The organism is Sphingomonas profundi (assembly GCF_009739515.1).
Lineage (GTDB): Bacteria > Pseudomonadota > Alphaproteobacteria > Sphingomonadales > Sphingomonadaceae > Alterirhizorhabdus > Alterirhizorhabdus profundi.
On record NZ_CP046535.1, the window covers coordinates 3,861,315 to 3,880,127 of the forward strand.

At 71.5% G+C, this 18,813-nt stretch carries 16 protein-coding genes and 1 tRNA gene; 13 read left to right on the plus strand and 4 right to left on the minus strand.

Annotated features, from left to right (window positions below; translation table 11 throughout):
• Positions 1-99: 99 nt before the first annotated feature.
• The 7 genes from GNT64_RS18280 to GNT64_RS18315 all read left to right on the plus strand — a co-directional run bounded on the left by GNT64_RS18280 (position 100) and on the right by GNT64_RS18315 (position 7,684).
• Positions 100-645, plus strand: a complete 546-nt coding sequence (locus GNT64_RS18280) for a Csu type fimbrial protein (protein ID WP_197277093.1) — start codon at positions 100-102, stop codon at positions 643-645.
• A 23-nt stretch (positions 646-668) separates the two neighbouring features.
• Positions 669-1,172: a Csu type fimbrial protein gene (locus tag GNT64_RS18285; RefSeq protein ID WP_156680822.1), complete on the plus strand. Its 504-nt coding sequence runs from the start codon at positions 669-671 to the stop codon at positions 1,170-1,172.
• 26 nt (positions 1,173-1,198) lie between these two features.
• The gene (locus GNT64_RS18290; protein ID WP_156680823.1) at positions 1,199-1,924 is read left to right on the plus strand and encodes a fimbrial biogenesis chaperone; all 726 of its coding nucleotides are present in this window, start codon (positions 1,199-1,201) and stop codon (positions 1,922-1,924) included.
• A gap of 23 nt (positions 1,925-1,947) precedes the next feature.
• A complete protein-coding gene (locus tag GNT64_RS18295) occupies positions 1,948-4,236 on the plus strand; it encodes a fimbria/pilus outer membrane usher protein (RefSeq protein ID WP_156680824.1) in 2,289 nt (762 codons plus the stop codon).
• The gene (locus GNT64_RS18300; protein ID WP_156680825.1) at positions 4,227-5,180 is read left to right on the plus strand and encodes a Csu type fimbrial protein; all 954 of its coding nucleotides are present in this window, start codon (positions 4,227-4,229) and stop codon (positions 5,178-5,180) included. Before GNT64_RS18295 ends, GNT64_RS18300 begins: the two co-directional genes overlap by 10 nt.
• Before the next feature lie 202 nt (positions 5,181-5,382).
• A complete protein-coding gene (locus GNT64_RS18305) occupies positions 5,383-5,874 on the plus strand; it encodes a methylated-DNA--[protein]-cysteine S-methyltransferase (protein ID WP_156680826.1) in 492 nt (163 codons plus the stop codon).
• 274 nt (positions 5,875-6,148) lie between these two features.
• Positions 6,149-7,684, plus strand: coding sequence for a TolC family outer membrane protein (locus GNT64_RS18315; RefSeq protein ID WP_156680828.1), 1,536 nt, complete (start codon positions 6,149-6,151; stop codon positions 7,682-7,684).
• On the opposite strand, the gene GNT64_RS18320 is transcribed toward GNT64_RS18315, so the two are convergent.
• The gene (locus GNT64_RS18320; RefSeq protein WP_156680829.1) at positions 7,651-8,199 is read right to left on the minus strand and encodes an SEL1-like repeat protein; all 549 of its coding nucleotides are present in this window, start codon (positions 8,197-8,199) and stop codon (positions 7,651-7,653) included. The genes GNT64_RS18315 and GNT64_RS18320 overlap by 34 nt on opposite strands.
• A gap of 202 nt (positions 8,200-8,401) precedes the next feature.
• Between GNT64_RS18320 and GNT64_RS18325 the strand changes: the two genes are divergently transcribed.
• Both GNT64_RS18325 and GNT64_RS18330 read left to right on the plus strand, forming a co-directional pair.
• Entirely contained in the window at positions 8,402-10,468 is a 2,067-nt protein-coding gene (locus GNT64_RS18325) for a DUF4214 domain-containing protein (RefSeq protein ID WP_197277094.1), read from the plus strand.
• Between the two features lie 85 nt (positions 10,469-10,553).
• Complete coding sequence (locus tag GNT64_RS18330) at positions 10,554-11,438, plus strand: class I SAM-dependent methyltransferase (RefSeq protein WP_156680831.1); 885 nt, start codon at positions 10,554-10,556, stop codon at positions 11,436-11,438.
• A 32-nt stretch (positions 11,439-11,470) separates the two neighbouring features.
• On the opposite strand, the gene GNT64_RS18335 is transcribed toward GNT64_RS18330, so the two are convergent.
• Positions 11,471-12,487, minus strand: coding sequence for a phytase (locus tag GNT64_RS18335; protein ID WP_156680832.1), 1,017 nt, complete (start codon positions 12,485-12,487; stop codon positions 11,471-11,473).
• Positions 12,488-12,652: 165 nt separating this feature from the next.
• Between GNT64_RS18335 and GNT64_RS22050 the strand changes: the two genes are divergently transcribed.
• Positions 12,653-14,248, plus strand: a complete 1,596-nt coding sequence (locus GNT64_RS22050; protein ID WP_231639089.1) for a TonB-dependent receptor plug domain-containing protein — start codon at positions 12,653-12,655, stop codon at positions 14,246-14,248.
• Between the two features lie 44 nt (positions 14,249-14,292).
• A complete protein-coding gene (locus tag GNT64_RS22055) occupies positions 14,293-15,255 on the plus strand; it encodes a TonB-dependent receptor domain-containing protein (RefSeq protein WP_338420392.1) in 963 nt (320 codons plus the stop codon).
• A 102-nt stretch (positions 15,256-15,357) separates the two neighbouring features.
• Here the strand turns inward: GNT64_RS22055 and GNT64_RS18345 are convergent, their stop codons facing one another.
• The gene (locus GNT64_RS18345; RefSeq protein ID WP_156680833.1) at positions 15,358-15,678 is read right to left on the minus strand and encodes a hypothetical protein; all 321 of its coding nucleotides are present in this window, start codon (positions 15,676-15,678) and stop codon (positions 15,358-15,360) included.
• Between the two features lie 150 nt (positions 15,679-15,828).
• On the opposite strand from GNT64_RS18345, the gene recJ reads away from it, so the two are divergent.
• A complete protein-coding gene (recJ, locus tag GNT64_RS18350) occupies positions 15,829-17,601 on the plus strand; it encodes a single-stranded-DNA-specific exonuclease RecJ (protein ID WP_156680834.1) in 1,773 nt (590 codons plus the stop codon).
• A 52-nt stretch (positions 17,602-17,653) separates the two neighbouring features.
• A tRNA-Glu gene (locus GNT64_RS18355) sits at positions 17,654-17,729 on the plus strand.
• A gap of 318 nt (positions 17,730-18,047) precedes the next feature.
• Here the strand turns inward: GNT64_RS18355 and GNT64_RS18360 are convergent.
• Complete coding sequence (locus tag GNT64_RS18360; RefSeq protein WP_197277095.1) at positions 18,048-18,791, minus strand: energy transducer TonB; 744 nt, start codon at positions 18,789-18,791, stop codon at positions 18,048-18,050.
• Positions 18,792-18,813: the final 22 nt, after the last annotated feature.

Genomic DNA, 18,813 nt, shown 5'->3' on the forward strand with positions numbered 1-18,813 from the left:
GTTAGACTCTGGTCGGATGGCGGATCGGGCCATGCTCGCCGGTAACAAAGCCTTTACCCCGATAAGGCGGGGTGCGCCCAGCAACCAGGGATGACACTCATGCTCGACTTTGCTTCTACTTCGATCCGCCCCGCGCTGTTCGCCGCGATTACGGCGATGGGCATGTTCGCGAACCCGGCCCTCGCCGACAGCAGCAGCGGCACGATCGCCGTCGCGCTGAACGTGACCAACGCCTGCGTGGTGAACGGCGCCACCGCCGTCCAGTCCAACGTCGGCGCGCTAGGCACGATCCAGTTCGCCGATCAGCCGGGCATCTTCGGCAATGTCGACGGCCAGCTCGTCGGCGCGCTCGGCACGCTGCAGGTGCTGTGCTCGCCCGGCGTCACGCCGTCGCTCACGATCGGCTCGGGCGCGAACGACGCCGCCGGCAAGCGCTACCTCGCCTCGAACGGCCATACCGTCCCCTACCGCCTCTTCTCGGATGCGGCGCGCACCAGCGAGATCACGATCGGCCAGCAGCTGGCGCTCGGCACCGCCACCACCTCGGCGATCAGCGTGCCGATCTTCGCGCGGGTCAACAGCGGCGGCGCGGTGCTGTCGGCCGGCAGCTATGCCGATACCGTCCAGGTGACGCTGGCCTGGTGAACGGGCGCGAAGGGTCGACCGCGATGCGCCGGATTCTCTGCCTCGCCGTCCTGCTCGCAGGCGCGCCGGCCGCGGCCGAGACCAGCCAGTCCTTCCAGGTCTCGGCCCGGATCGCCAGCGGGTGCGTGATCGCTACCGCCGCCGGCGGCCAGTGGGGCACGATCGATTTCGGCACCGTCTCCGGCGTGGCGCAGGGCAATGTGGAGGCGAACCTCGCCTCCAGCGCGGCGGCCGGCATCTCGATCGAGTGCACGCCCGGCATCACCGCCAGCCTCTCGGCCGATACCGGCGGCAATGCCGCGAACGGCGTGCGCCGGCTGGCGACGACGGGCACCGGCGGCACGCCGATCCCCTACCAGCTGCTGCTCGACAACGGCGCCACGGTGTGGACGACGCAGAGCGTGCCGCTGGCCTTCACCCCCGGCGCCACCAAGCGGGTGCTGCCAATCCGCGGACGGGCGCTGCTCGCCCGTCCGATGGCCGCCGGCGCCTATGCCGATACGGTCCGCGTCACGCTCAGCTGGTGACGCGCCCCTGCATTCCGGAGTGATCGATGAACCGCCTCGTTCCCCCTCTCGCCTTCGCCCTCGCCCTTGCCGGCGTCGCCCGGCCCGATGCGGCCTTCGCCGGCGCCGTCGTGATCTGGCCGGTGGATCCCACCATCGCCGGTACGGAGCAGGCGACCGCCCTGTGGCTGGAGAATAAGGGCGATCAGCCGGTGACGCTGCAGGTCCGCTCGCTGCGCTGGTCGCAGCCTCAGGGCGAGGACGTGCTGGAGCCGCAGGACGAGGTTGTCGCCAGCCCGCCGATCACCCAGGTCGCGCCCGGCCAGCGCCAGCTGGTGCGGGTGATCCGCCGCACCGTCGATGGCGGCGTGCCCGAGCGATCCTACCGCCTGTTCATCGACGAGCTGCCCGCGCCGCCGCCGGCGGATGGCAGCGCCGCGCCGACCGCCCGCCTGGCCGTGCAGATGCGCTATTCGATCCCTCTGTTCACCTATGCCGGCAAGGCGGAGGGAACGACGGCCAAGCTCAGCGTGCGGGTGGTGCCGAGCGCGGCCGGCCAGATGCTCGCCATCGCCAATGCCGGCACGATGCACGCGCGGCTGACGGACTTGCGGCTCGTCGCGAACGGCCGCGAGAGCGTCGTCAAGGCGGGGCTGGCCGGCTATGTGCTGCCCGGCGCCACGTTCCACGTGCCCCTGCCGGCCGGCGGCGGCGCCGGTTCGGTGCTGGTGGGCGTGAACGGCCGTGACACCACCCTCGCCCCCACCTTCTGAGCGGACGCGGCCACGCGATCGCCATGCGCCTTCGCGCTCTCCTCGTCGCGCTCGCGGTCTGTTTCGCGGCGCCGGCTCTGGCCGCGCCGGCGATCCCGGTCTCCGGTGATGTCGCCGGCCCCGCCTCGCTCTTCGTCGAGCTCGTCGTGAACCGGCAGGCGCACGGCGCGCTCGCCAACGTGGTGCAGGATGGCGCGCATCTGTGGATCGAGCCGCAGGCGCTGCGCGACGCGGGCGTGGCGGTGACGGGGGCCGGGCGGATCGATCTCGCCGCCCGCACCGATTTCACGGCCACCTACGATGCGCCCGGCCAGCGCGTGCTGCTGGACGTGCCGGCCGCCCTGCTGCCGACCCGCCACATCGCCGAGCCGCCGCGCGAGGCGGCGACCACGATCGTCGATACCGGCGCGATCCTGAACTACGATCTCTACGTGCAGCGCAGCGGCGGCCGGACCACCGCCTCGCTGTGGACCGAGCAGCGCCTGTTCGGCCGGCTCGGCAGCCTCTCGAACACCGGCGTCGTGCGGGTCGGCGCGCTCGGCCGCAACGGCTATGTCCGCTTCGACACGCGCTTCCGCCAGGTGGACGAGGCGCGCGCGCTGGCCTTCACCGCCGGCGACCTCATCACCCAGGCGCTGCCGTGGACCACGGCGGCGCGGGTGGGCGGCCTGCAGCTGGCGCGCAACTTCCGCGTGCGGCCGGACCTCATCACCGTGCCGCTGCCGAGCTTCGCCGGCCAGGCGACGGTGCCCTCGGGCGTCGACCTGTTCGTCAACGGCTATCGCCAGCAGCAGCAGGTGGACGTCGCGCCCGGCCGCTTCGTGCTGGATAGCGTGCCGGTGGTGAACGGCGCGGGCGAGGCGCGCATCGTGACGACCGACGCCGTCGGCCGCCAGATCGCCACCGTCATCCCCTTCTACGTGGCGCCCGAGCTGCTGCGCCCGGGCCTCACCGACTTCTCGGTGGAGGCGGGCGCGCTCAGGCGTGGCTACGGCGTTCGCGCTTTCGATTACGGCCGCCTCCTCGCATCCGCCTCGCTGCGCCACGGCGCCACCCCCCGGCTGACGATCGAGGCGCATGGCGAGACGGCCGGCGGGATGGTCGAGGGCGGGTTGGGCGCGGCCTGGTCTCCGGGCCTGTGGGGGGCGGTGCACGGCTCGCTCGCGGTCAGCCGGCGGCAGGGCATGACGGGCACGCAGCTGGCGGTCGGCTACGCCTATGCCAGCCGTCGCTTCAGCGTCGGAGTGGAGCATATCCAGCGCAGCGGCGCCTTCGCCGATGTCGCCAGCTTCGATCTGAGGACATGGCGCGGCCGCATGCGGATCGATCGCGTCAGCGGCAGCCTGGTGCTGGGCGGCATCGGCAGCGTCGGCTTGGCCTATATCGACAGCCGCACGCGCGACGGGCGCCGCGCCCGGCTCGCCTCCACCTCGCTGTCGATGCCGGTGGGCCGGCGCCTCTCGGTCTTCGGCGCGGTCGACTATGATTTCGACGCCCGCTCCGCCAGCGCCCAGCTGCGCCTGGTGCTGCCGTTCGGGCGCAACGGCACGGCCGGCGCCGGGCTCAGCCGCCAGCCGGGCGGCGTTCTGCGCGGCCAGGTGAACGTGTCGCGATCCGTGCCTACGGAAGGCGGGCTCGGCCTCTCGGCCGATGCCGCGGTGGACGGGCGGGGCACGTTCGCCGGCCAGGCGAGCGGCATCTGGCGCGCGCAGAGCCACCAGCTGGAGGCCGGCTACGCCCGCGCGCCGGGCGGCAGCTCCACCTGGATCGGGGCGAGCGGATCGGTGGCGATGCTGGACGGCGGCATCTTCCTGGCGAACGCGCTGCCCGATGCCTTTGCCGTCGTCTCGACCGGCACGCCCAAGGTCAAGGTGCTCTACGAGAACCAGTTGATCGGCAGGACAGGCGGCAGCGGACGGCTGTTCGTGCCGCGCGTGACCGCCTATCATCCGGGCCGCTTCGCCATCGACGCGCTCGATCTGCCGGTGGGCGCGCAGGCGCGGCTGGTGGAGACGCGGGCATCGCTGCGCGAGGGCGCCGGCGCCGTGATCCGCATGACCGTGACGAAGACGACCACCACCACCGCCCGCCTGGTCGACGCCGCCGGCGCGCCGCTGCCGCCGGGCACCGGCGTCAGCCTGCCGGACGGGCGGCGCACCGTGGTGGGCTGGGATGGCGTGGTGATGCTGGAGGATGTCACCGGCACGGCCGATCTCGCGCTGAACGGCCCGGCCGGCCGGTGCCGCGCGCATGTCGACGTGCCCGCCAATCCCACGTTGCTGCAGGATCTAGGGGTGGTGCGATGCCGGTGATCCTCCGCCTGCTGGCCGTGCTCGCCGGCCTGCTGCTGGCCGGGCCGGCGCAGGCCGCCTGCACGCTCGCCTCGGCCACCACGGCCATCTTCGCGCCGGCATCCTCCTACGATGTCCGCTCGGGATCGATCGCGACGATCACGGCGCCGCAGTCCTTCGCCTGCAACGGATCGATCATCAGCATCGTCGCGAGCAACTACGCCCGCGCGACGATGACGAGCACCAACGGCTTCAAGCTGCGGAACGCGAGCGGCGACACGATCGGCTACCGGCTGTCGGCCGATGCCGCCGGCACCACCACCTTCAACGGCGGCGCGACGGTGGATTACATGAACCCCACGCTGCTCTCGCTGCTGGGCATCCTGAACGGCGGCTCGTTCGCCCCGCCGATCTACGCCGCGATCGCCGAATCGCCGAACATCTCGGCCGGCGTCTACACCGATACCGTGCAGGTGAACTGGGCGTGGGACATCTGCCACGGCGTCGGCGTGGGCGGGGTGTGCGTGCTGGGCGAGATCGGCACGGGCACCACGACGATGACGGTGCAGCTGACGGTGAGCCGGGACTGTCGCATCAGCGCGCCGGCGGTGAGCTTCGGCACCGCGCCGCTCGTCTCGCAATTCAGCGGCGTGACGCAGGCGGTGGCGGTCGACTGCACGAAGGGATCGGCATTCAACGTGGCATTCACCAGCGGCGTCGCCAACGTGTCGCGACCGTGGCGGGCGATGAAGGACGCCGCCGGCAACGTGCTGCAATATAACATCTACCGGGCGGACGGTACGACCGTGTGGGATCAGCTGAACCCGCTGGTGGCGGCCGCCACCGGCACCGGCGCGATCACCGCCACGCAGATGATCCCCTATGTCGCCCGGATCAACCCGGCCCAGCAGACCCCGCCGGCCGGGCAATATACGGACAGCGTGAGCGTGGTCGTCACCTTCTGAGCCGAACGCCGGCTTTCGTCCGCGAAGACCAAGGCGGGCCGCACCAACGTCTGGCGCGATAATGCACGATGGCTATCATGGCGCGACGACGCGTAAGCCGCCGGCCGGCCTCACCCTGATCCTTTCTCGGATTCCGGAGCAAGGATCGGGGCGCGCCGCCGGTCGCCGGCTGCCACAGGGCTGTCGATCGAGGAGACGACAGATGCATCTTGCCTTCACCACCACGCCCTCGCCTGTCGGCGCGCTGACGCTCGTCGCCGGCGATGCGGGGCTCGCCGCCATCCTGTGGGAGAATGACGATCCGCGGCGGGTGCCCCTGCCGCCCTGCATCGAGGACGCCACCCACCCGATCCTGGTCGAGACGGCGCGGCAGCTCGCCGCCTACTTCGCCGGCGAGCGGCGGGCGTTCGCCGTGCCGCTCGATTTTCGCGGCACCGCTTTCCAGAAGCAGGTGTGGTCGGCGCTGCTCGCCATCCCGTTCGGCGAGACGCGCAGCTACGCCCAGATCGCCCGCGCCGTCGGCCGCCCCGCCGCCGTCCGCGCGGTGGGCGCCGCCAACGGCCGCAACCCCATCTCGATCATCGCGCCCTGCCACCGCGTGATCGGCGCGGACGGCCGGTTGACCGGCTTCGCCGGCGGGCTGTCGGCCAAGGCGCATCTGCTCGGCCTGGAGGGATGCCTGCTCGTCGCCTGACGGGCGCGATCGGGCCGACGCGGCGATGCCGGAAACGGGCCGCGACTCGACTTTCGTGGCGGTCGCGGCGGCGGGCTGGCCTGCGGCGATCTGTGCTGATATCACGATTAAGCATATTGTGTTCGCCGCGGCCGGCGCCGTTCATCCGGGAATGATCCAGCCCTATGTCGAGCTTCGCCGTCGCGGAACGATCCCGGATTCCGGCCGGCGGGCGGGCGCAGGGGGGTAGGGCGCGACAGCGCCGGTTCCTCGCCGGGGCTACCCCGGTCGGTCCATGATCCGGAAGTCGCCCGCCGCCTCCTCGATCGCCACCCAGCGGCTCGTTCTGAGAGCGATCGGCACGGTCGCCTTCGGCGTGGGCCCGGCATGGAGCGTGCGGGCGGAGAGCCTGCCCGAGGCGCTGGCGCAGGCGCTCGACAGCAATCCGGTGCTGCGCGGCGCGCGGGCCGATTTCCTCGCCGTCGCCGCGCGGGAGGATATCGCCCGGGCGGCCGGCCAGCCGAGCCTCTCCCTCGCGGCGCGGAGCGAGCGTTCGATCGGCAACCGCAACGCCTTCTCCGATCCCCGGCTGATCCGCACCGGCGGCTTGGACGTGGCGGTGCCGATCTTCCAGGGCGGGCGCGTGCGCGAGGCCGTGCGCGCCGCCGCGCTGCGGACGGAGGCGCGGGCCGAGCGCCTGCGCGGCGAGGAAGGCGACCTGATCCTGGAGGTGGTGCGCGCCTATCTGGACGCGATGCAGCGCCGGCGGCTTGTCGAGCTGCGCCAAGGGCTGGTCACGGTGCTGCGGGACGAGCTGGCCACCACCGTCTCCCTGAAGCGGCACGCCGAGGCCAGCCGCACGGACGTGCAGCAGGCGCGGGCGCGGCTCGCCGGGGCGGAGGCGCAGCTGGCCCTGGCAGAGGCGGACGGGGTGGCCGCGCAGGAGGCCTATCGGCGCGTCGTCGGCCACCTGCCCGCCTCGCTGGAGGAGCCGCCGCCGCTGCCCGATCTGCCCGCCGCGCCGGACGAGGCGGTGGACATCGCGATCGCCTACGGGCCGGAGATGGCTGAGGCGCGGGCCACCGCGCAGGCGGCCGACCGCGCCTACGCCGCGGCGCGGGCCAATCGACTGCCCAGCCTCGGCTTCGCCGGATCGGTGGACTATGGCAACGCAACGGGCAACGTGCGCGGCGACCATGTCGATGCACGGATCGGCCTGGTGCTGCGGGTGCCGCTGTTCCAGGGCGGCCGCGTGGGCGCGGCGGCGCGGCAGGCGGGCGCGCTGCGGCAGGCGGCGCGCGAGGACGTGATCGGCACGGAGCGCGCGATCGTCTCGCAGGTGCGCACCTCGTTCAGCCGGATGCGCGCCGGGCGGGCGATGATCGCCGCCACCGATGCCGCGCGCGTCGCCGATCGCGAAGCGGTGAAGGACGTGCGGATCGAGCGCAAGGCCGGCTTCCGCGACACGCTGGACGTGCTCGATGCCGAGCAGGAGCTGTTCGAGGCCGAGGCCGCGCACGTCGCCGCCCGCACCAGCACCTATGCCGCCGGTGCCGCCGTGCTGCGCGCGATGGGCCGTGCCGGCGACATCGCCGCGCCGGTGAAGCGGGCGCCCGGCGCGGAACCCGCCCGCAGCGCCGCCGCCGCACCTTCGGAGCGGGTGGATGGCGTTAAAATCCTGCGCGAGGGACTCGCCTTCGATCTGCGCAGCCTGCCGAAGCGGGCGGAGGCGGCGAGCCGGCTGCGGCTGGAATATGAGACGGCGAGCCTGGCGGTCGTCGCGGCGCGGCGGCTGGACTATGATATCGGCGGGCTGGCGCGGCCGGGCTGAGGCGGCGGCAGACCGGCGGCGGCGGCGCGGGCGAGCCGCGCGAACGCCTCGGGCAGGGCGGTTTCCAGCCGCGCGCGCAGCATCGGCAGCAGCATCTCCACCAGCATCGCCTCCAGCGATCCGGGCATGGCGGCGGCGGGCACTTCCGGCAGGATCGCCAGCGCCTGCACGCTGGCCGCGACCGCCTGGTCGGACAGCAGGGCATCGGCCCGCGCCGGTTCCGTCGGCGCCTCCGCCCGCTCGATCTCGCGCAGCGCGGCGGCGGCGGGGGCGATGCCGGCCAGCGCCGCACGGCGCAGCAGCGCCTTCGCGCGGACCGGATCCACTTCCACATGATCCCCGTTGAAGCAGGCGACGCCGAGCATGTAGCAGGCGCGCGGCTCGCCGGCATCGGCGGCGGACGCGATCCACGGCATCGCCGCCGCCCGATCGCCCCGCTCGAACAGACGCAGGCCGATATCGGCCTGCTCCTCCGGGCTCTCCTGACGGCGGGATTGCGTCGCGGCTGCCGTCATCTGCCTCTCGTCCCCTTCGGCGCCGCACCTGCTCGGGCTGGCCGCCGAATCGTAAACGATCCAGCCGCGAAATGTTAACCGTTTCGCGTGTCCGGCTGCGCCAGAGTGTTACGAGCCAATTCACTATCGATCGAAACCGTATCGCATGAGCGACCCGCTTATCGGAGGGCACGCGCCCGCTCCGACAAGAGGTTCCCAACTCGTGGATATTGCTGACGATTCGTCGACGACGGCGCTGCTGCGGGCAGGGGCCGCGATCGAGAGCGAGATCGAGACGGACGGCGACGTCGATCTGGTCCGGGTCGATCTGGCGGCCGGCGCGCACTATCGGTTCGATCTGGGCGGATCGTGGAACGATACCGGCCTCACCCTCGCCGATCCGACCTTGACCCTGCTCGATGCGAACATGATTGTGATCGCCTCGAACGACGATGGCGATGACGGGCTCGATTCGCGGATCGACTTCCTCGCCGCGGCGTCGGGCACCTACTACCTCGCCGCGTCGGCCTTTTCGGGCACGGGCACCTACCGGCTGAGCATGGCCGAGAGCGCGATCGTCGCCGACGATCACGGCCAGTCGCCCGCCACCGCCACCGCATTGGCGCCGAACGGGTCTGCCCGCGGCACGATCGAGGTGGGCGGCGACGAGGACTGGTTCGCCGTCCCGCTGGTCGGCGGCGTCACCTATCGCTTCACGGTCGCTGGCGTCGACGGCGGCGGCGGCACCCTCGCCGATCCGACACTGTCCGTCTACGATGCCGCCGGCACCGCCATCGCCGCGAACGACGATGCGAGCGCGACGACGCAGGATGCCGCGCTCGTCGTGACGCCACAGGCCAGCGGCACCTATTATCTGCGCGCCGCCGGCCATGATGCGGGCATCACCGGTTCCTATCTCGTCACCAGCGCCACGGCCGAGCCCGACATCGCCGGCGGCGCCGATACCGGCGCCACGCTGGCGCTGAACGGCACGATGACGAGCATGATCGACGCCGCCGACGATCGCGATGCCATCCGCGTGCAGCTGACCGCGGGCACGCATTATGTGTTCGACATGGCCGGGGCCGCGCATGATGACGGCCTGACGCTCGCCGATCCGATGCTCGCGCTGCTCGACGGTACGTTGGCCGCGGTGGCCGTGAACGACGACGATGGCGGCAGCCTGGATGCGCGCATCGCCTTCACGCCCACCACGTCCGGCACCTTCTATCTCGCCGCCATGTCGGCCGATCACGGCATCGGCAGCTACCGCGTCTCGCTGCGGCTGGCGGACGACCATCTCGTCGGCACGGCGGGCGACGACATGCTCTTCGGCGACACCGGCAACGACACGCTGGTGGGCGGCCCCGGATCCGACCTGCTGTACGGCGGCGAGGATAGCGATACCGCCGTCTATGCCGCGCTGGCGAGCAGCTATCAGCGGAGCATGTCCGGCGGCCACGGCACGGTGGCGGGCGGGCCGGAGGGCGGGGTCGACACGCTGGATTCGATCGAGACGCTGCAATTCGCCGACGGCTACCAGACCAGCGATGCGGACAGCCACGCCGCCCAGATCGCCCGCCTCTATTATCTGGTGCTGGAACGCGATCCGGACAGCATGGGGCTGAACTCCTGGGTGCACGGGCTGGATGCCGGCGGAAGCCTGATCGCCGCGGCCAACGGCTTCACCGGCAGCCAGGAATTCCAGGCGAAGACGGCGGGCCTCGGCACGGCGGATTTCGTCGAGTTCCTCTACAATGGCGCGCTCGGCCGGGCGTCCGATCCGGACGGCAAGGCCAATTGGATGAACGCGCTGGAGAGCGGCCACCTGACGCGCGGCGAGGTGGTGGTCGGCTTCTCGGAGAGCGCCGAATATCGCTCCGTCACCCACGCGCGCACCGATGCCGGCTTCTTCATCTACGACGAGACCTATGCGGCGATCAGCTCGCTGTACGACGCCTTCGCCGATCGCCTGCCGGATCGCGACGGGCTGGCGAACTGGGTGGCGGCGGCGCAGTCCCACACCCTCAGCCTCGATGCGATCGCCGACGGCTTCGCCGCCTCGGCCGAGTTCCAGGCCAAGATCGCCGGGCTGGACGAGCGCGGCATCGTCGAACAGCTCTACCGCAACGTGCTCGATCGCGATGGCGATCCGACCGGCATCGCGGCGTGGACCAGCAAGCTGCGGGCGGACCATGATCTCGGCGACCTGCTGCTGAACTTCTCGCAGAGCGCCGAGCATCAGGTGCTGATGCAGCCGTGGCTGGCGGACGGCATCATCGTCCTCTGACAGGCCGGCGCGCGGGCGCCCCGATCCCGTCATCGTTCCGAGACTAGGCTGCGCCACCGGGCCGGACCGGAGCGAGGTTGGCCGCATGGACGATACGAGGACGAGTGCGGACCACTGGAACAGGATGGCCGCGCCCGTGGGGGCGACACGCTGGTGGCTGCATCCTGCGATCGTGGCGCACGTCAACCGCCTGATCGGCGGCGTCGCCGGCACCGGCGTGGTGGACGGCGATATCGCGCTGCTGCGACGCCTGTCGCCGGGCGGCTTCCGCCGGGCGGTGTCGGTGGGCGCCGGCGCCGGCGCCAAGGAGATCGCGCTGGTCCGGAGCGGCCTTGTCGATCGGGTCGACATCCACGAGATTTCGGAGGTGCGGGTGGCGCAGGGGCGGCGGGCGGCGGCCGACGCCGAACTGGCCGATCGGATCGTCTTTCACAATGACATGGTGGACTTCGCCGCGCGGATCGCGGTGGATCTGGTCTACTGGAACAACGCGCTGCACCACATGCCTTCCGCTGCCGAGGCGATCGCGTGGAGCCGCCGCGCGCTGGAAGGTGGCGGCACCTTTTACATGAACGATTTCGTCGGCCCCACCCGCATGCAATATCCCGACGCCTGGCTTGATGCGGGGAGCAGGCTGCGCGCCATCCTGCCCGACCGCTTCTTCCGCTGGAGCGACGGCCGGCTAGGCACCATACCGCGCCGGGTGATGCGGCCGGACGAGCAGGCGCTGGTGGCGCTCGACCCGTCAGAATGTGCGGACAGCGGCGCGATCCTGCCCGCGCTCACCCGCATCTTCCCCGCCGTCGCCGTGCGCAACACCGGCGGCGTGCTGTACCATGAGGGGTTGAACGACATTCTCGCCAATTTCACCGGGGAGGACGCGCCGCTGCTCGAAACCATCCTGATGCTGGACGAGGCCCTCGCGGCGCAGGGCATGACCCATTATGCGGTGGCGCACGCGACGGTGTGACGGCGGCGGCGGTGCGGCGCCGGCGGGGTGGGCTATCGCAGCCGCAGCGCCGCCTTGATGTCCGCCCAGCGCACGATCTTGAAGTTCTGCGCGGCGGGCGCGTTGTCGCCGTCCTGCGCGATCATGATGCCGCCACGCCTGTCGCCGCCGAACGGGGCGGTGGCGATCTCGATGCCGTCCGTGTCGCTGGTGCCGCCGATCGTCGCACCCGGGCCGATGCGGAAGCGGCCGACATAGGCGATGTCCGGCAGGCGGTAGACCGCGTAGGCGCTGTCGCCCTGGCTGGAGGCGACGAGCCAGCCGCCGCGCCTGCCTCTGGCGGCGATCGCCAGCCCCTCCGCATCGGCGACCAGCCGCTGGCCGTCCGCCGCGGCGACGAGGTCGCCCGTCACCGCCGCCGTGGGCTCCGCGCCGAAGCGCCAGATGCCGACATCCTCCTCGGCGACGTACAGCGTGGCGGTGCGGTCGTCCGCCACGCAGCCCTCGCTCTGCGTCGCCAGCTTCATCCGCCGCACGATCGGGGCGGCGCTGGCGGCGAGGTCGACGCGCAGCTGGCTCACCAGCCCGTCCTTGTCCACGACGAAGGCGTAGAGCGGCCCGCGCCTCGGCTGGTAGAGACAGAGGCCGTAGGCCTCGCCCACCGCCGCCGGGTAGCGGCCGATCTCGGTCAGGCGGCCGGCCGCCGTGTCGAGTTCGAACAAGGCGAGCTTGCCCGCCGCGCGATCGTTGCGATCGCTGGCGGCGACGATCACGCGGTCGCGCCCGCCGGCGCGGACGACGCGGATATCGACATTGTTCACCCGCCCGGCCGGCAGCGAGGAGATCTGGCGCCCGTCGAGCGCGTAGACGTTGAGCCCGGCCTGCTTGTCGGTGGCGACGATCAGGCTGCGTTCCGGGTGGCGGCGATCGCGCCAGATCGCCGGATCGTCGGCGGCGTCGCGCGCGCTCGCCACCGCCTGCGTCTCGCCGACCGCGCCAACGATCGCCGTCGGCAGGGGTGAAGGCAGCGCCGTGGCGGCGATCGCGGCGGCGAACTGGGCGAACAACATGGCGCATCTCCCACGGCCGACGCGCAGGGCGGATAGGGGCGGGCCGATGCACGCGCAACCGCTAAATGGCCGTCAGAAATGTGGCTGAAAACCGTCATCCCGCTGTCATCGCGACCGCCTAACGGCAGCCGATAATTCATGACAATTTGTTCAGGGGGAACGATCGTGCGCGCCATCGGCGACCGTAACGTCGCGCTCGTCGCATTGGCGACGGCGCTTTCCGCAACGTCCGTGCCGGCGTTGGCGCAGACCGATACGCCCACCACGGCGCCGGTCGAGGCGGATGTCGGCGACCCGCTCGACATCGTCGTGACCGGTCAGCGCGAGGCGGAGATCCGCGCGATCGATGCCAAGCGGGCCGCCAACAACATCCAGGACAGCGTCGCCTCCACCGATGTCGGCAAGCTGCCCGACCAGAACGTCGCGGAGGCGGTACGCCGCCTGCCCGGCATCTCGGTGGCGAACGATCAGGGCGAGGGCCGCTACGTGATCATCCGGGGCGGCGATCCGAACCTCGCCAACGTCACCATCAACGGCCAGACCGCGGCCGCGCCGGAGCCCGAGGGCAGGCAGGTGAAGCTGGACGACATTCCCTCCTCGCTGATCGGCTCCGTCACCGTCGTGAAGACGCTCACCGCCGATCGCGACGCCAACGCCATCGCCGGCCAGGTGGACATCAACACGCTGACCGCGTTCGACCGCAAGGGCACCTTCTTCTACGCGCGCGGCGCATACGGCCTGAACGACCTGAGCGACCGCAAGCCCTATGAGGGCGACGCCACCTTCGGCACCCGCTTCGGCGCGAACCGCGATTTCGGCCTCGTCGTTTCCGGCAATTATTCGCGCCGACCGATCGAGTCCGAGAACGTCCAGGGATCGGTCAACTATCGCGTGCTGAACGGGCAGGTGGTGCCGGACGATTTCCGCCTGCGCGACTACAACCTCACCCGCCGGCGCTACGGCGCGGTCGCCAATCTCGACTGCCGGCCGAGCGACGACACCCAGTTCTTCCTCCGCACGCTCTACTCCGTGTTCAAGGACAATGAGACGCGCGACCAGTTCCGCATCGCCCTGCCGGGCGCGCGCGCCGCCAACGGCAGCGGCACCGGCATCTTCAACCAGGTAGGCGATACCGCCAGCTTCACCGGCGGCCGCGCCACCCGCTTCGTCCGCCGCCGCATCGAGGACGACGACACGCTGACGGTGCAGGGCGGCGGCAAGCTGGGCCTGGGCGGCGGCGCGAAGCTGTCGGTGGAGGGCACCTATTCCAAGGCGACGAAGAAGGATCCGTTGCGTTCCGAATTCCAGTTCCGCACCGGCAACAGTTTGGCGGCGGGCGTCGCCGGCACGATCGACCTCTCCGACACGCTGTTCATCGTCGACCCGACCGGCGCGCCGAACCGCTCCTATGATCCGAGCTTCTTCTCCGCGCTGCAGGTGAACTATGATCGCCGCCGCGCCAAGGAGGAACTCTACCAGGGCCGCGCCGATATCGAGATCCCGCTGGCGTTCGGCGACGACACCGTCATCAAGGCTGGCGGCAAGTTCCTGCGCCGCGACAAGACGAACGACCGGGCCTTCCAGCAGAACGACCTGAACGGGTTCAACCTGTCCGTCGCCGGCGTGAACGACGGCCTGTTCCTGTATGACGGGCGCTACCGTTTCGGGCCGCGCGTCGATTATGATCGCGCGCAGGCCTATGTCACCGCCAACCCCGCGCGCGCCGTCTTCAATCGGCGGCCTCGCTCACCAACAGCCTGATCGCCGATTACGACGTCAGCGAGGATGTCTACGCCGGCTATGCGATGGCGACGGTGAGGCTCGATCGGCTGACGATCATCCCCGGCGTCCGCGTCGAGCATACGGACGGCACCTACAAGGGCAAGTCGATTACCGCCGCCTCCACCGCCACGCAGGGCTTCGACATCGTCGGCCGCAAGAAATATACGGATGTCTTCCCCGGCCTGAACCTGCGCTACGAAGCGACGGACCGGCTCGTGATCCGCGCCGCCGGCACCACCGCCATCGGCCGCCCGAACTATGACGATCTCGCCCCCTTCGTGCAGGTGGATAGCGGCGCCAACACCGTCTCGCTGGGCAATCCGGACCTGAAGGCGCTGAAATCGCAGAATGGCGACGTCTCGGTGGAATATTACCTGCCGGGCAAGGGGCTGCTCTCGGTCGCGGGCTTCTACAAGCATATCGACGATCCGATCGTCGCCTTCAGCCGCGTCGCCAGCGGCACGTTCGGCGGCACGGTGCTGACCAACGCCGGCGTCACCCAGCCGATCAACGCCGGCTCGGCCGAGATCTACGGCGTCGAGGTGAACCTCCAGGCGCCGCTCACCTTCCTGCCGGCCCCGTTCGACGGCTTCGGCGTGAGCCTGAACTACACACGCACTGGCGGCAGCGCGCGCGGCGTACCCAACCGTGCGGGCAAGGTGGACAATTTCCTCCAGTCGAAGAACGTCGCCAGCGCCCAGCTCTACTACGAGAAGGACCGGCTGGCGCTGCGCGTCGCCTACTCCTACCGCTCGGCCTATCTCGACACGGTCGGCGCGACCCGCGCGACCGACCAGTTCACCGACCATAACGGCCAGCTAGACGCGCGCGCGAGCTTCGCCGTGATCCCGGAGGTGGTGCTGTTCGCCGAGGGCTCCAACCTCACCGACGCACCGTGGCGCCGGTACATCGGCAACAGCCGCCAGCTCGTGGAGAATGAGCGTTACAGCTATACGGTGCGCGGCGGCGTGCAGGTGGCGTTCTGAGCGGGCCTCGCCGACCTACGGCTTAGCTGCCACCCCACGCACGAATGAAAACGGCGCGCATCGGCCTCAGCCGATGCGCGCCGCAGATCCAAGCCAGCCGAATCAGCAGCCGTTCTTGGACTTGGTGTTCTTCTTGTCCAGGTGACGGCCGAGCAGGGCGCCGCCGACACCACCGGCGATCGTGCCGATCGTGCCGCCGCCCACGGCATTGCCGATCAGCGCGCCACCCGCACCGCCGGCCACCGTGCCCACGGCGCCGTTGCCGCCATCGCAGCGCCGGCGATAGTCGCGATCGCGGCCCCGATACGAGCGGTCATGCTTGTAGTCGCGGTCATAATGCCGGTCCGCCATAGCGGGGGCGGGCAGGGCGATTGGCCCGGCCACGATGGCGGCGAGGGCGGCGATTGCCAGCTTGTGCTTCATCTCATGATCTCCTTCGCGCACCGAACGCACGATTGCCGATGCGGTTGCCGGCATCGTCGTCCGCCGCGACCGGCCGGGCATGACGCCGGCCAACCGCAGCAGGCATTGCGTGGATTCCCCTGACCGGCGGGATCGGCTAGGCCGGTGGCGATGGCCGATGTCTTCCATGTCCTGAACGTGACCCGATCGATCCTGGGGCAGCCGTGGCGCTGGCGCGGCCTTGGCACCGACGGGCTGGATGCCGGCTTCCGCCCCGACGATCTCGTCACCGGCCTGCTGCTGGCGCGGGGCTGCCCGCGCGAGGGGATCGCCGATCATCGTGCCCCCACCATCCGCGCGTTCATGCCCGATCCGTCCATCTTCCGCGACATGGATCGCGCGGCCGAGCGGCTTGCCGCCGCCGTGCGCGGTGGCGAGCCGATCACCATATTCGGCGACTATGACGTGGACGGCGCCACATCGGCCGCCCTGCTGATCCGCCTGCTCCGCGCGCTGGGCGCGGACCCGCAGGCCTATATCCCGGATCGACTGATGGAAGGCTACGGCCCCAGCGGCGAGGCGCTGGTGCGGATCGCGGCCGGCGGCGCGCGGCTGATCGTCACTGTCGATTGCGGCGCGCAGGCGTTCGAGGCGCTGGCGATGGCGCGCGATGCCGGGGTCGACGTGATCGTCGTCGATCACCACAAGTGCGCCGCCGCCTTGCCCCACGCCCACGCGCTGGTGAACCCCAACCGGCTGGACGAGGCGGAGGGCGCGGCGCACGGCCACCTCGCCGCCGTGGGCGTCGCCTTCCTGCTCGGCGCGGCGCTGCTGCGGCTGCTGCGGCGCGAGGGCTGGTTCGCCACCCGGCCGGAGCCCAGGCTGATCGACCTGCTCGATCTGGTGGCGCTGGGCACGGTGGCCGATGTCGCGCAGCTGAAGGGGCTGAACCGCGCCTTCGTGGCGCAGGGGCTGAAGGTGATGGCGGCGCGGCGCAACATCGGCCTGGCCGCCCTGGCCGAGGCGGCGCGGCTGGAGCGGGCGCCGACCTGCCACGATCTGGGCTTCGCCTTCGGCCCGCGCATCAATGCCGGCGGGCGCGTCGGCAAGTCCGATCTGGGCGTCCGGCTGCTCACCACGGAGGATCCGGACGAGGCGCGGGCGATCGCAGCCGAGCTGAACCGGCTGAACGAGGAGCGGCGGGCGATCGAGGCCCAAGTCGCCGAGGCGGCCGGCGCCGCCGCGCTGGGGCAGGGCAACAGGGCGGTTGCCATCGTCGCCGGGCAGGGCTGGCATCCGGGCGTGATCGGCATCGTCGCGGGGCGGCTGAAGGAGTCGCTGGGTCGGCCGACGATCGTCATCGCGCTGGACGAGGCGGGTGTCGGCAAGGGCTCGGGCCGGTCGATCGGCGGCGTCGATCTCGGCGCGGCGGTGCTAGCTGCAAAGGATGCCGGGCTGCTGGTCGCCGGCGGCGGGCACGCGATGGCGGCCGGCATCACCATCGCGGCGGACGGCATCGCGGCCTTCGCCGACTTCCTCGAACAGCGCCTGGCCGCCGAGGTGGCGCGCGCGCGGGACGAGCGCGCGCTGTTGCTGGATGCGGTGGTGGCGCCGGGCGGCGTCGGCCCCGCCCTCGTGACCGCGCTGGAGGCCGGCGGCCCCTATGGCGCGGGCTGGCCGGCGCCGCGCGTGGCGGCCGGGCCGGTGCGGGTGGTGCGCGCCGACGTGGTGGGCAGCGGCCATGTCCGCGCGATCGTGGCGGGGGAGGACGGCCGATCGATCAAGACGATCGCCTTCCGCCAGGCGGAGAGCGCGCTGGGCCAGGCGCTGCTCGGCGCCGGCGGCACCCGGCGGCTGTGGCTGGCCGGACGCGCGCGGCTGGACGAGTGGGGCGCGCGGCCGGCGGCCGAGATGCATCTGGAGGATGCCGCGTGGGCCGATTGACCGACGCGACGCTTGACCCTGCCGCCCCTTCCCCCTAAGCGCCGCCTTCGCCGGCCCCATCGTCTAGCGGTCTAGGACGTCGCCCTTTCACGGCGAAAACACGGGTTCGAGTCCCGTTGGGGTCACCAGCGTTCAAATCGGTGGATCTTATCCAAGGGCGGTCCGGCCGGAGATTGGCGGCCGCCACACTTTCGGCTGCACCGTGGGCGATCCGACCCGAGAGCGTCGCCGAAGACGCACCCGCCGCCTTCCTCGTCGTCCGGCAAAGCATCACAGGCCTTGACGGTCTCGATCTCTCAGCACGGCAGGGTGCCGGCGGCGAACGATCGACGGGGATCGGAGCGCCTTGCTCACCGGCTCGACGCGGCCGCGACGACGATCGCGCTCAAGCCTGCGGGTGGGATGCCGCTGTCGTAAAATGCGGGTGCGGGTCACACCCGCGCCGGCTAATCGCGATCATCGTCGCGGTCGACGATCCAGCTGTGATTTTCCTCGATGACAGAGCGGACCGGGCGGCCGGTCTCGTCGCGCGAGGGGCGGTAGAAGAAACGCTGCTCGATCAGTCGGCACGTCAGATCGTCGAGCGCGCGGGTGCCGCTCGATCGCTCGACGATGCAATTGTCCACCCGGCCCGTCACCTCCACGCTGTAGCGAACGGAGACGGTGCCGGCGACGCCGGCCTCCCGCATCGCCGGCGGCATGTCGCTGAACTTCAGGCGGCCGCGCACCTGGCGCGGCGGGGTATCGCCGCCGCCGTCTCCCTCGCCGTCACCCCAGCCGCCGTTGCCGCGCCCGTCGCCGCTGCCGCCCGCGCCCTCGCCCAAGCCCGGTCGGTCGGCCGCGCCGGAGGATGGCGCCGTGCCGGTCGCGGGCTTCGCGGCGGCGATCACCGGCGGCACCACGGGCAGCGGGATGACGGGCGGCGGCGCCACCACGGCGCTCGCCTTGTTGCGCAGATTGGCCGGCGCCGCCTTGCCGCTGGGCTTGCCCGACTTGGGTTGGCGCGGCTGGGGCCGGCGCGGTTCGGGCGGCGGCGGCCGTGGCGTGGAGAGGGTGACGAGGGTGAGCGCCTCCTCCACCGGCGCGCGCACGTCCATCCGCAGGCCGGCGATCAGCGCGTAGCCGATCAGCGCGATGACGAGCGCGGTGCCGGATGCACCCGCCAGCCTCTCCTGCACACGTCCGTCCATCGTCCCGCCGTCCGGCCTCCCA